General features: G+C 58.1%; 13 protein-coding genes. 4 read left to right on the plus strand and 9 right to left on the minus strand.

The features are described from left to right. Positions 1 to 21: 21 nt before the first annotated feature. From AC1RTQ_RS09160 to dapC, 3 genes are all read right to left on the minus strand, one after another. Positions 22 to 1191 (minus strand): PilT/PilU family type 4a pilus ATPase, encoded by a 1170-nt coding sequence (locus tag AC1RTQ_RS09160; protein ID WP_492875100.1) that lies wholly within the window; start codon positions 1189 to 1191, stop codon positions 22 to 24. A 197-nt stretch (positions 1192 to 1388) separates the two neighbouring features. Beyond that, positions 1389 to 2222 (minus strand): 2,3,4,5-tetrahydropyridine-2,6-dicarboxylate N-succinyltransferase, encoded by an 834-nt coding sequence (gene dapD / locus AC1RTQ_RS09165; RefSeq protein WP_003054847.1) that lies wholly within the window; start codon positions 2220 to 2222, stop codon positions 1389 to 1391. An 81-nt stretch (positions 2223 to 2303) separates the two neighbouring features. Next, positions 2304 to 3509 (minus strand): succinyldiaminopimelate transaminase, encoded by a 1206-nt coding sequence (dapC, locus tag AC1RTQ_RS09170; RefSeq protein ID WP_492875102.1) that lies wholly within the window; start codon positions 3507 to 3509, stop codon positions 2304 to 2306. A gap of 189 nt (positions 3510 to 3698) precedes the next feature. Between dapC and AC1RTQ_RS09175 the strand changes: the two genes are divergently transcribed. Continuing rightward, complete coding sequence (locus AC1RTQ_RS09175) at positions 3699 to 5192, plus strand: methyl-accepting chemotaxis protein (RefSeq protein WP_492875104.1); 1494 nt, start codon at positions 3699 to 3701, stop codon at positions 5190 to 5192. Between the two features lie 89 nt (positions 5193 to 5281). Here AC1RTQ_RS09175 and rsxB read toward each other — a convergent pair whose 3' ends face one another. The 3 genes from rsxB to dusA form a co-directional block, all read right to left on the minus strand. Further along, positions 5282 to 5944 carry an electron transport complex subunit RsxB gene (gene rsxB / locus AC1RTQ_RS09180; RefSeq protein ID WP_492875106.1) on the minus strand — a complete coding sequence of 221 codons (663 nt, stop codon included), beginning with the start codon at positions 5942 to 5944 and terminating at the stop codon, positions 5282 to 5284. 29 nt (positions 5945 to 5973) lie between these two features. Then, positions 5974 to 7407 (minus strand): polyhydroxyalkanoate depolymerase, encoded by a 1434-nt coding sequence (locus tag AC1RTQ_RS09185; RefSeq protein WP_492875108.1) that lies wholly within the window; start codon positions 7405 to 7407, stop codon positions 5974 to 5976. Between the two features lie 170 nt (positions 7408 to 7577). Continuing rightward, positions 7578 to 8612, minus strand: coding sequence for a tRNA dihydrouridine(20/20a) synthase DusA (dusA, locus tag AC1RTQ_RS09190; RefSeq protein WP_492875109.1), 1035 nt, complete (start codon positions 8610 to 8612; stop codon positions 7578 to 7580). A gap of 32 nt (positions 8613 to 8644) precedes the next feature. Between dusA and AC1RTQ_RS09195 the strand changes: the two genes are divergently transcribed. The 3 genes from AC1RTQ_RS09195 (at position 8645) to AC1RTQ_RS09205 (ending at position 9519) form a co-directional block, all read left to right on the plus strand. Next, a complete protein-coding gene (locus AC1RTQ_RS09195; protein ID WP_492875111.1) occupies positions 8645 to 8854 on the plus strand; it encodes a hypothetical protein in 210 nt (69 codons plus the stop codon). A 106-nt stretch (positions 8855 to 8960) separates the two neighbouring features. Next, positions 8961 to 9173 (plus strand): hypothetical protein, encoded by a 213-nt coding sequence (locus AC1RTQ_RS09200; RefSeq protein WP_492875113.1) that lies wholly within the window; start codon positions 8961 to 8963, stop codon positions 9171 to 9173. Positions 9174 to 9339: 166 nt separating this feature from the next. Beyond that, on the plus strand, positions 9340 to 9519 hold the full coding sequence (locus AC1RTQ_RS09205; RefSeq protein WP_492875115.1) for a hypothetical protein: 180 nt from the start codon (positions 9340 to 9342) through the stop codon (positions 9517 to 9519). Positions 9520 to 9746: 227 nt separating this feature from the next. Here AC1RTQ_RS09205 and AC1RTQ_RS09210 read toward each other — a convergent pair whose 3' ends face one another. The 3 genes from AC1RTQ_RS09210 to AC1RTQ_RS09220 form a co-directional block, all read right to left on the minus strand. Next, positions 9747 to 10883: a winged helix-turn-helix domain-containing protein gene (locus AC1RTQ_RS09210; RefSeq protein ID WP_492875117.1), complete on the minus strand. Its 1137-nt coding sequence runs from the start codon at positions 10881 to 10883 to the stop codon at positions 9747 to 9749. A gap of 5 nt (positions 10884 to 10888) precedes the next feature. Further along, complete coding sequence (locus AC1RTQ_RS09215; protein ID WP_492875119.1) at positions 10889 to 11284, minus strand: GFA family protein; 396 nt, start codon at positions 11282 to 11284, stop codon at positions 10889 to 10891. Positions 11285 to 11468: 184 nt separating this feature from the next. Continuing rightward, positions 11469 to 11798, minus strand: a complete 330-nt coding sequence (locus AC1RTQ_RS09220) for a GGDEF domain-containing protein (RefSeq protein ID WP_492875121.1) — start codon at positions 11796 to 11798, stop codon at positions 11469 to 11471. Between the last annotated feature and the right edge of the window lie 33 nt (positions 11799 to 11831).

Below are 11831 nucleotides of genomic sequence, written 5' to 3' on the forward strand. Positions count from 1 at the left end.
AGGTCGCCTTGGCTGGCGGCTTCAGGCGGTTCTGACATCCAGGGTGATTTCCGTAAAGGACGGCATATCGTCATCGCCGGGCAGAATCACATCCGTGACGGCTGGGGCGTTGGCGGCAGTGGCCGCGTGGCTGACGTCATTATCCATGCGCCACATCAGATTGGTGGGCGAGTCGGCATAGGCCAGCGCTTCACTGCGCTCAATTGTGCCATTGCGCACCAGGGCTGCCAGGGCGTCCTCGAAGGTCTGCGAGCCTTCGGCCATGGATTTTTCCATGGCCTCCTTCACGCCACCGAAGTCACCCTTGACGATCATGTCGCTGATGAGCTTCGTGTTGAGCATGACTTCCACGGCCGGCACGCGCGTGCCGGTGACGGTACGGACCAGGCGCTGAGAGATCACGGCCTTAAGCGAGGCGGCCAGCTCGCCCAACATGCTGGGGCGAACCTCCTCGGGGAAGAAGGACAGGATGCGATTGAGCGTGTGATAGCTGTTGTTGGCATGCAGGGTTGCCAGGCACAGATGGCCGGACTGGGCATAGGCCAGTGCGGCCGACATGGTCTCGCGGTCGCGGATTTCTCCGATCAGAATCACATCGGGTGCCTGGCGCAGCGCATTCTTGAGTGCGGTTGCGAGGGTACTGGTGTCGGTACCGACCTCACGCTGGTTGACGATGGATTTCTTGTTGCGAAACTGGTATTCGATGGGGTCTTCCACTGTGAGGATGTGGCCGGTGAGCGTTTCGTTGCGCTCGTCGATCATGGTCGCCAGTGTCGTGCTCTTGCCCGAGCCCGTTGCTCCCACAACCAGCACCAGACCGCGCTTTTCCATGACCAGTTCGCTGACGATGGCGGGCAGATTCAGTTCATTGCGCGACGGAATCTGATACGAGATAAAGCGCACGACCACCGCATAGGAGCCACGCTGGCGCATGGCGCTAATACGAAAACGTCCTATGCCGCTCAGGGGAATGGCCATGTTCAGCTCGCCCGTCTGTTTGAGCTCTTCTATGGCTTCAGGCTTGACGACCTCGGAAAGCAAGGCCAGCGGAGCTTCGACTGGCAGCTCCTGATTGTTGATGGGGATGCAGATGCCGTTGATCTTGATCAGCGCCGGCGCACGGGCGGAGAGATAGACGTCCGAGGCCTTTTTTTCGGACATCAGACGCAGAATTTTTTCCATGGTGCTCATTTTTTCTTCATCCTTTTTCGCTCAGCCTCTCTATGGACGCATGTTAGCGTGTGTCAACTCGGTGCCGGTCGCGCTTGATGCGCAAAGCAGATCTCGGGCATGAAAAAAGCCTGCACGCTCGGGAGCGGGCAGGCTTGTGAGCGGGGTGGCCACGGCAGTGTCTGCATCAAGGCAGAGCAAGCATGGCCAGGGGCCCATCAGTCGCGCAGCAGGTCGTTGATGCTGGTCTTGGAGCGGGTCTGTGCATCCACGCGCTTGACGATGATAGCGGCATACATGGAGTAGTCCTTGCCATCCTTGGTCTGCTTGGGAATGTTGCCGCTGACCACCACCGAGCCGCTGGGCACGCGGCCGTAGGTGATTTCGCCGGTTTCGCGGTTGAACAGAGGGGTGGACTGGCCGATGTACACGCCCATGCCCAGAACGGAATTCTCTTCCACGATCACGCCTTCGACCACTTCGGAGCGGGCGCCGATGAAGCAGTTGTCTTCGATGATGGTGGGGTTGGCTTGCAGGGGCTCAAGCACGCCGCCCAGGCCCACGCCGCCGGACAGGTGCACGTTCTTGCCCACTTGAGCGCAGGATCCCACGGTGGCCCAGGTGTCGACCATGGTGCCTTCGTCCACATAGGCGCCGATGTTCACATAGGAAGGCATCAGGATGGCGCCCTTGGCGATGAAGGAGCCGCGACGGGCCACGGCAGGAGGCACCACGCGCACGCCGGTGGCAGCGATTTCGGCCTCGCTCATGCCTTCGAACTTGGTGGGGACCTTGTCGAAGAAGTTCAGGGCACCGCCGTTGATCAGGGCATTGTCCTTGAGGCGGAAGGACAGCAGCACCGCTTTCTTGATCCACTGGTGCACGGTCCACTGGCCCACACCTTCGCGGGTGGCCACGCGCAGCTTGCCGTCGTTGAGCTCGGCAATCACGTGCTCCACGGCATCCACCACTTCCTTGGGGGCGGCGGAAGGCGAGATATTGGCACGGTTGTCCCAGGCGTTGTCGATGATGGATTGCAGTTGTTGCGTCATGATGTTTTCGGTCAAGGATCGAAAGTTGAGGTGAATCGTTGAGTCATGAAAGGCTTGCACATAGCAGGCCTTGGATGTGGATCAGCGGGTACGGGATTCGATGAATTGTGCAATACGCTGGGCGGCTTCAAGGCATTCCGCCGTTTCGGCCACCAGAGCCATGCGAATGCGATTGGCGCCGGGGTTGAACCCCTGAGCCTCACGCGCAAGGTAGCTGCCTGGTAAGACCGTCACTCCTGTATGAATATACAGCTCTTTGGCGAATTGTGCATCATCCATGCCCAATTCCGGTGGAATGCCGGCCCAGAGATAGAAGCTGGCATCGGGCAGCTTCACGTCCATGACTTGGGACAGCACGGGCGTGACCTGCGCAAACTTCTCGCGATAAAGGCGGCGGTTTTCCTGCACATGGGCTTCGTCGCCCCAGGCCGCAATCGATGCCGTCTGCACCACGGGACTCATGGCGCCGCCGTGATAGGTGCGATAGAGCAAGAAGGACTTGAGCAGAGCCGCATCACCCGCTACAAAGCCGCTGCGCAGTCCGGGAACATTGCTGCGCTTGGACAGGCTGGTGAACATCACCAGATTCTTGAAGTCATGGCGGCCCAGCTTTTGGGCAGCTTCCAGGCCGCCCAGCGGGGCTTCTTCCTGGAAGTAGATCTCGCTGTAGCACTCGTCGCTGGCAATCACGAAGCCATGCCTGTCGGACAGGGCAAACAGCTTCTCCCATTCGCCGAGCGGCATCACTGCGCCCGTGGGGTTGCCGGGCGAGCACACAAAAATCAGCTGTGTGTGTTGCCATACCTCCTCGGGCACTGCATCCCAGTTCACGGCAAAGTTGCGCGCAGCATCGCTGGCAGCGTAATAGGGGGTGGCTCCGGCCAGCAGCGTCGCACCTTCGTAGATTTGATAGAAGGGGTTGGGGCAGATGACACGCGCACCGGCCTTGGTGTTGTCCACCACGACCTGGGTGAAGGCAAACAATGCCTCACGCGAGCCATTGACGGGCAGAACCTGAGTTGCAGCATCCAACTCGATGCCATAGCGCTGGTTGGCCCATTGCGCACAGGCCTGGCGCAAGGCCGGTAGACCGGCGGTGGCAGGGTAAACGGACAAGCCCTGCAGTTCGCTGCTCAATGCTTTTTCAATGAACTCCGGCGTGGCATGGCGCGGCTCTCCGATGCCCAGACTGATAGGGCGCAGGCCCTCAGGTGGTTGAGCCGAGGCGAACAGTTGGCGAAGACGTTCAAACGGATAAGGCTGTAAGCGCGAGAGCAGGGGGTTCATAGGTACACATTATGGGCTGATGCCATTTTCGCATGAGAAAACAGCGCTCATAGTTTTGAGTTTGCGGGTTTGCAGGCTCCGGGAATTGCAATTTGTTACGTAAGCTGGGCGACAGAGCAAGTGGCTACCGTGAGCGAGCTGCGAGGTCAGCAAACGAAGTCAACAACAAGAAACGAATGGAGACACGCAATGCAAAAGCGCATCTTGCCCGACAAAAAAAACCGCGTACGAGTGAGGAATTCCGGACTGCTGTGGTTGGGCCTGCCATGGCTGCTGGCGGGGCCTGTTTTGCCTGTGCTGGGCCTGGGCGGAACATGGCAGCTGGGCTGGTTGCTGCTGTGGGTCATGGGAGTGCTGTTGTGGGTCGGCGCTCTTCACAGGAGCTGGCAGCAGCAGTGGCTGGACATGCGGCTTGCGCTTGAAAGAGTCGCTCATGGAGACCTGAGTCTGGGCGTCGGCGGAGAGCCGCAACAAGGGCTTTCCGCATCAAGCCTCACCAAGTCCATGGTGCATGCGCTGTCGGCCATGGTGGCCGATGTTCGCAGCAACGCGGCCCTGGTGGCCCAGGCTGGACAGAGTATGGTCAAGGAGCATCAGGCCTTGTCTGAACGAACCGAGATGCAGGCGAGCAATCTCGCGCAGACGGTGGTCAGTGTTGAGCAACTCACCGCAGCGGTTGAGCAAAATGCGGAAGTGAGCAAGGCAGCACATTCCCGCGCTGACGGCGTTTGTGCCGCTGCAGATCAGGGCGCCCAAGCCATGCAGCATGCGGTGCAGTCGGTGGAGCTGATCGAGCGCAATGCCGGGCGCATGCGGGAAATCATTGGCGTGATTGACGGCATCGCCTTCCAGACCAATATTCTTGCCCTGAATGCAGCGGTGGAGGCAGCCAGAGCCGGTGAACAGGGGCGTGGCTTTGCCGTGGTGGCCAGTGAGGTGCGCACGCTGGCCCAGCGCAGCGCCGAAGCAGCCAAGGAGATTCGGCAACTGATCGGCGAGACCGTGCAGCAGGTCACTCAGAGCACGCAGCAGCTACGCAGTGCAGGCGAGGAGATCCAGGGAGTGACGCGGGCCATTCACGATGTGGTCGCCCATATGGGGACGCTTGCGGACACGGCCAGCAGCCAGAGCTCAGGTCTTCAGGAAATCAGCAATGCCGTGCGTCAGATCGATGAAATCACCCAGAACAACGCCCAGATGGTAGGTCAGGCGCTTCAGCAGGCGCAGGAGTTACAGCTGCGCGCCCGGCATCTCTCGGATGCGGTGTCGCGCTTCAGGCTGCAGCAGGGCACGGCCGAGGAGGCGGTGGCTCTGATGAATGCGACCATGCGACAAGCCAGGAGCTCGTCCAGTGTTGCCAGCCTGCTTCAGACCGTCACCGATCCCTCGCAGCCGTTCTACGACCGCGACATGTATGTGTTTGCCCTGTCTTCCGAGGGGGAGTACCGGGCCTTCGGCGGTAATCCGGCCAAAGTGGGGCTGCGCGTTCAGGATGTGCCCGGCATCGACGGTGACAGCCTGATGGCCGACATCATGGCCCAGGCCGAGCTTCGTCCGGGCTGGGTGGAATACGACTACATCAACCCCAGCAACCAGCAGGTGCAGACCAAGATGTCCTATGTCTGCAAGCATGCAGACTTGTACTGGGGCTGCGGTGTCTACAAGAGCCTGGTCAGTGCCTAATGCGGTCCTGATTGGCACTTGCCGCCACTGATTTGTTTCTGCATTGGGAGCGCAAGCGCTTTTTTCAAGCGCCGGAGGCTGATTGGGTATCAGGCTCCTGCGCGCTGGGCTTTAGCCCTGGCCAAAATGGCTGCAAGCGTGGCCTTTTTGTCTGCGGGGGGCGTTGACGGTGTGTCTGCTTGAGCGCCAGCTTCTTCAACTGGGGTTTGTGCCGTGGTGCGTACCGGTGCGTTGGCCTTGCGACCCGTACGCAGCAAATGCGCGCCATAGCGGCTGCGGGCCTGCTCGGCCTGCTCAGTACTCCAGGCGGACCAGCCTGTGGCTTCAGAGCTGGCGTTGACCAGCTCTATGCAATCAACGGGGCAGACAGGAATACACAACTCGCAGCCCGTGCAATGCTCGGCAATCACGGTATGCATGCGCTTGTTGGCACCCAGAATCGCATCGGTAGGGCAGGCCTTGATGCACAGCGTGCAACCTATGCACCAGGCCTCGTCTATCACGGCCAGGGCGCGAGGCGCTTCCAGGCCGTTTTCGGCGTTGAGCGGCAACTCCAGCCTGCCGGTGATGCTCGCCAGACGGCGCACGCCTTCCTGGCCGCCGGGGGGGCATTGGTTGATGGGGGCTTCTCCGCTGGCAATGGCCTGGGCATAGGACGCGCAGTCGGGATAACCGCAGCGCGTGCACTGTGTCTGGGGCAGGGCTGCATCAATGTTCGCAGCCAGTGCTTGAAGCGAGGAGGCTGCGGACATGGATGAGTTCATTCTGGTCTGGTGAGCCTTTATGCCCTGGCGCGATACGAGCCGCGTCCTTTCTGGGCAAGGGCGCTATTTTCACCTGTTTTCGCGGTCTTGGCAGGCTTGTCGGCATGGGCCTCATGGCTTTCCAGCTCGGCCCCGTCATCGCTGACGCTGCTCAGATGACCGGCGGCACTGGCGGCCGTGGCGCTCGCGGGCTGGTGGGACAGGATGAAGTCGCGCACCTGGGGGTAGACAGTCTTGCGCCAGCGGCTACCACTGAAGATGCCGTAGTGGCCTGCACCTTGCACTTCGATATGGTGGCGCGCCTCGGCAGCGATGCCGACACACAGGTCATGGGCGGCGCGGGTCTGGCCTGCGCCTGAGATATCGTCCAGCTCGCCTTCCACCGTCAGCAAGGCCGTGTTCCTGATGTCCTGCGGGCGCACCAGCTCGGGCTTGCCTTGCTCGTTCTTGACTTCCCAGATGCCCTTGACGAGCTTGTACTCCTGGAACACGGTGGCGATGGTTTCCAGGTAGTAGTCGGCGTCCATGTCCAGTACCGCGTTGTACTCGTCATAGAACTTGCGGTGATGCTCGGCGCTGGCTTCGTCACCCTTGATCAGGTCCTTGAAGTAGTCGTAATGGCTGTTGGCGTGGCGGTCGGGATTCATGGCCACAAAGCCCGAGTACTGCAAAAAGCCCGGGTAGACACGGCGGCCGGCACCGGGGTAATTGTTCGGTACTTCGTAAATGACGTTGTTCTCGAACCACTCGTAGCTGCGGGTTTCGGCCAGGTTGTTCACAGCCGTCGGTGAGCGGCGCGCATCGATGGGGCCGCCCATCATGGTCATAGACAGCGGTGTGACTTCGCCACGGCTGGCCATCAGAGAGACCGCAGCCAGCACCGGCACCGTGGGCTGGCAGACGCTGACTACATGGCACTGGCCATAGCGCCCTTGCAGATAGCGAATGAACTCCTGTACATAGTTCACATAGTCGTCCAGGTGGAATTCACCCTCGGTCAGCGGCACGACGCGGGCATTTTTCCAGTCGGTGATATAGACCTTGTGGCCTCCCAGCATGCTTTGCACGGTGTCGCGCAGCAAGGTAGCGTAGTGGCCCGAGAGTGGGGCCACGATCAGCACCACAGGCTGGCTGAGCATGAGATCCAGCGTTTCGGGGTCGTCGGAGAAGCGCTTGAAGCGGCGCAGCTCGCAAAACGGTTTGTCGACCTCCACGCGCTCGCGGATGGTGACATCCACGCCGTTGACTTCGACGTTATGCAGGTCGAACTCGGGCTTTTCGTAGTCCTTGCCCAGGCGATACATGAGGTTGAAGCCCGCAGCCATGCGCTGGGCCATGGGCACCTGGCTGAAGACCGAGTGAGGGTTGTTGTAGAACTTGGAGGCGGCCTGGGCAAAGTCTGCAAATGGCTCGACCATTGCGCGTTGCATTTCGTAGATCTGATAGAGCATGGGATGCACTTTTGCGGGTTATGTTGCAGTGCAATATAACAGCAGAGTTTGACATGCGAAGTAGTGAATTCCCTTCAAATGACGGATCTGCTGGCATTGCGCAACGTATGCCGGACCTCACTGAGTTTGAAAGTAAAAAAGCTGACCGAAGTCAGCTTTTTCATGAGTGCTCAAAGCATCTGCTCTGCGGGTTCTTGTTGAATCTCGTTCGGCTTGGTGCGGGCCAGTTTCATGACCTCGTGCGGCGGCAGGGTCTTGAGGCGGTGATCACTCCAGACCTGGCGCCAGCGGCGTGCACCGGCGAGGCCATTGCGCAGCCCCAGCATATGCCGGGCAATCGAATACCAGTGCGTGCCATGCTCGCGTGCTTCGCGCTCCATATACAGCACCATCTGCTCTTCAATATCCTCTCGTGTGCGCTCCCTGCTCTCGTCCTGATAGTAAAGAGCATCCCAGGACGAGATCCACCAGGGGTTGTGATAGGCCTCACGGCCCACCATGACTCCATCGACCTGCTTCAGCTGCTGCTGCACTACGTCGTCGGTCTTGATGCCGCCGTTGACGGCGATTGTCAGGCCCGGAAAGTCACGCTTGAGCTGTGCCACGACCTCGTAGCGCAGCGGTGGGATTTCACGGTTTTCCTTGGGGGAGAGGCCTTTGAGCCAGGCGTTGCGAGCATGAACCACAAACACCTGGCAACCTGCGTCGGCAACGGTTCCGACGAAGTCACGCACAAAGTCGTAGCTTTCGATTTTGTCGATGCCGATCCGGTGCTTGACGGTGACCGGCACGGACACCACATCTGCCATGGCCTTGACGCAATCGGCGACCAGTGCGGCCTCGTTCATCAGACATGCACCGAAAGCGCCGCGCTGCACGCGTTCGCTAGGGCAGCCGCAGTTGAGATTGATCTCGTCATAGCCCCATTGCTCGCCCAGGCGTGCGCTCTGCGCCAGATCGGCCGGCTCCGAGCCACCCAATTGCAATGCCACAGGATGTTCTTCGGCCTCAAACCGCAAATGGCGAGCCACATCGCCATGCACCAGAGCTCCGGTTGTTACCATTTCGGTGTATAGCAGGGTGTGCTGGCTTAGCAGGCGGTGGAAGTAGCGGCAATGCTTGTCTGTCCAGTCCATCATAGGGGCCACCGACATACGCCACATGCTGCTATCTAGTTGTTTTTTAACGGTTTGTTCGGTGCTCATACTACAAAAAGTGCCTTGTGGTGCACTGAAAATTGACCCTGTTTTACCCCGTTTTGCCGGGTTTTTTGATGCTGAAGGCCACATTGGTGCACCACGAATTTCATGGAGCCCTGATGGGAACCATCACCCAGCGAAAGAGTGCCGAGGGTGTCGTATCGTTCCGTGCTCAGATCCGTCTGAAGGAAGGCGGAGAACTGACTCTTTCCGAGTCCAAGACCTTTACCCGGCGCGCTTTTGCCTAGGAATGGTTGCGCAGACGTGAAGCAGAAATCGAGGAGGCCCAAGCGACTGGCCAGCCTGTTCAAGGTCTCGTCACCCTCAAGCAGATACTGCAGGATTATGTCAGCGATGCAAAAGGCATCGTGGCATTGGGGGCGGTCCAAGACGGCCGACATCACCTGGCTGCAGAAGGCCAAGCTGGTGCACCGGGATGCTCGGCACCTTCGTGCCATTGACTTCATCGAGTGCGCCAGATGGTGCCGTGTCGAAGAGGATAGCGGCCCGGCCACAGTGCTCAATGACATCCTCTGGCTGAGGCAAGCCCGCCTAGGCGCTGTGTGACGCGCTACGGAATGAACAAACTGGTGCAGGAACTGGACGCCGCCAAGCAGGAGCTCGGCTGAAGATCATCTCCAAGCAACGCCGGCGCATACGCCGCCTGAAGCCCGAGGAAGAGGCTGCGCTCAAGGAATACTTTGAAAAGCAGGAAGCTCGCGCCTCGATTCCCATGCTGCAGATCTTCGAGTTTGCGCTGCTGACCACACGGCGCCAGGAAGAGATCACCACGCTCAAGGTCGCTGATGTTGACTTCAAGAGCCGCGTGGGCTGGCTGGATGACGTAAAGCACCCCAACTCAAGACCGGCAACCGGCGCTGTTTTCGGATGCTGGAGCCTGCGCTGGAACTGATCAAGCGTCGAATGGAGTCAGGCCAGGCTGGTGAGTTGGTTTTTCCCTATAACCACCGCATCATCAGCTCCAGTTTCACGCGGGCGTGCAAGCTTTTGAACATCACAGATTCGCGCTTTCATGATCATGCGACATGAAGCTATAAGTATCTTGATTCTGCGGATGTGTCTGAGCTGGTTTGGCGTGGCAGATCCTTCGGTCGATGAAAAAACTCCAGTGAAAACCGATTACTGCACATCAGTGCAACCACAAAAGTGCGCCAGCTCACTGACCGCATCTTGCAGCCGCTGGTGAAAAATTGCGTCAGGTACCCAGCCCGGCTCCAGGTGCAGGTTATGAACATGAAGACGTGCGGCGGCCCGATCTACCTTACAGTCGATACGGCCAACAAAGGCCTCTTGCCACAGAATGGGCAAACAAAAATAGCCGTACTTGCGCTGAGTCGCAGGCACATAGCTTTCAAGTCGGTACTCAAAGTTGAACATCTGCTTCAAACGTTCGCGATGAATCACTGCATTGTCAAACGGGGATAGCAGACGAACCTCAGCGCCTGATTGCGGATGGCGAGTGGCTAGATGCTTGACCACCACGGCATAGGCATCAGGCAGGAATGGGGTGTCCAGTTTTTGAACCATACCTTGCTCCAGACGAGCTTGAAGTAGTTCACGCATCGCGTTGCGCAAGGGCTTTCCGGTACGCAAATGAAGGAGTTGCCCCAAGGTGAAAACACCATGCGCACGCATGGCGTTATCTATCAGATAGGCTGCCACTTCTTCGGGGCTAGGTTCTTGCTGATTCAAACTTGGGGGGATCAATTGTTCAGGCAAGACATAGAGCTTTTCCATACCGTTGCGCTCGCGAATCATCAAGTCGCCTTGCATAAACAATTTGTCGAGCGCGCGCTTGCCCGGGCCATGGTCCCACCACACCCCTTTACCTTTTGTACTTTCTTTCAGGTCGCGTGTTTTCAGTACACCTTCGCCGCGCACACGGGCAATAATTTCTGCCATTAGGCCCTTGTCAACGTTCTTGAAGTAGGGGCTCTCGCCACGTCGAAAAGAGAGCATAAGTGGCAGCGCATATCGGTAGTCGCGCATAGGCAGGTAAGCCGCCGCATGAAACCAGTGCTCAAAAACTTTCCCGGTGCTGGTTAATTGATTCAAGTGCAGCCGAGAATACCCAGGCACCCGGTTCCAAAGAACATGGTGATGTGCTCGCTCCACAACTGATAGCGTGTCTATTTGCACATAGCCTAGATGCTCAATTGCAGCTAAGGTACCGGCAGGGCCCTTGCTAAATCTCTTGCGCAGTCCTAATCCCTGGGAGGCCAGCGCAAGGTGTCGCCAACGTGATGGGGTTGCCACGCGCTTTACTGGTGAGGATGCTCAGGGAACTGTTTGGCGTCATCGCATATACCGTACCAGTTGGGCTTCTCCTGGACGAATTCGTGAAACAGGTTGCTGACTGGCAATTCGACGTCAAAACAGTTAGCTGCGACAGGGAATGACTCGCTATTTGAGGTCACTTCGCCAAGTGCAGTGCCGCAGTGAGAGCAAAAGCAGCGGCTGTATTTATAGGGGGCTTGTGGTTTGAATGTGGTGATGGAGTCTGCGCCAGAAAGTAGGGTGAAAGATTCACGCTTGACGAAGACGAAGGTGCTGGCTCCAATCTTTCTGCATCGGCTGCAATGGCATGTGCCCATCATGGTAGGTGGACTGGCGACCGTAAATTGCACTTTTCCACAGCAGCAACTACCTGTAAGCATGTTCAGTCTTTCATTTTGATGCGATGCTGTATTTTAATACAGTGCTGTGTGGATTTCCAGTGTTCTTTGTGGAGTGTGCAGCATAGGAACAATGCCTTCTTTGATCCGATTGCGCTTGGCGGCGAGCTCAAGGGTATCGCTCATCTTTTGGCGGAATCCTGTTCATGCAGGACCAGTACTCGCACTAAGCCGGCTGCATTTCTTCAGTATCTGATTGACGATAGACAGCCACACGGTTTCTGCCTTCACGCTTGGCTTTGTAGAGCATCTCGTCGGCGTATTTGATAACCGTTGGGATGTCGGAAGAGCTGTTCGGCCAGCTTGTCACACCCAGGGAAATGGTGATGTGGCTGATGCCTTCAAACACTGTTTCTTCCACCTGCTTGCGCAGGCTCTCTGCGACTTGAGCTGCAGTGTTTTCGCTGGCCATAGGCAAGACGATTACAAATTCTTCACCTCCGACATGACAAGGCAAGTCATCTGCGCGGGAGATAAATCTCATCTGCTTTACCAAGTTTTTAATGTAACTTACATGAAATTCAATAGG

The sequence above is a fragment of the Comamonas sp. GW821-FHT11H03 genome (assembly GCF_058807955.1).

Bases quoted from the DNA above. Each gene is read 5' to 3' on its own strand.
- dusA (WP_492875109.1), bottom strand. From the start codon at position 8,612: ATGAGCACCGAACAAACCGTTAAAAAACAACTAGATAGCAGCATGTGG.
- AC1RTQ_RS09205 (WP_492875115.1), top strand. From the start codon at position 9,340: ATGCTGCAGATCTTCGAGTTTGCGCTGCTGACCACACGGCGCCAGGAA.
- AC1RTQ_RS09175 (WP_492875104.1), top strand. From the start codon at position 3,699: ATGCAAAAGCGCATCTTGCCCGACAAAAAAAACCGCGTACGAGTGAGG.
- AC1RTQ_RS09200 (WP_492875113.1), top strand. From the start codon at position 8,961: ATGCAAAAGGCATCGTGGCATTGGGGGCGGTCCAAGACGGCCGACATC.
- dapC (WP_492875102.1), bottom strand. From the start codon at position 3,509: ATGAACCCCCTGCTCTCGCGCTTACAGCCTTATCCGTTTGAACGTCTT.
- rsxB (WP_492875106.1), bottom strand. From the start codon at position 5,944: ATGTCCGCAGCCTCCTCGCTTCAAGCACTGGCTGCGAACATTGATGCA.
- AC1RTQ_RS09160 (WP_492875100.1), bottom strand. From the start codon at position 1,191: ATGAGCACCATGGAAAAAATTCTGCGTCTGATGTCCGAAAAAAAGGCC.
- AC1RTQ_RS09185 (WP_492875108.1), bottom strand. From the start codon at position 7,407: ATGCTCTATCAGATCTACGAAATGCAACGCGCAATGGTCGAGCCATTT.
- dapD (WP_003054847.1), bottom strand. From the start codon at position 2,222: ATGACGCAACAACTGCAATCCATCATCGACAACGCCTGGGACAACCGT.
- AC1RTQ_RS09215 (WP_492875119.1), bottom strand. From the start codon at position 11,284: ATGCTTACAGGTAGTTGCTGCTGTGGAAAAGTGCAATTTACGGTCGCC.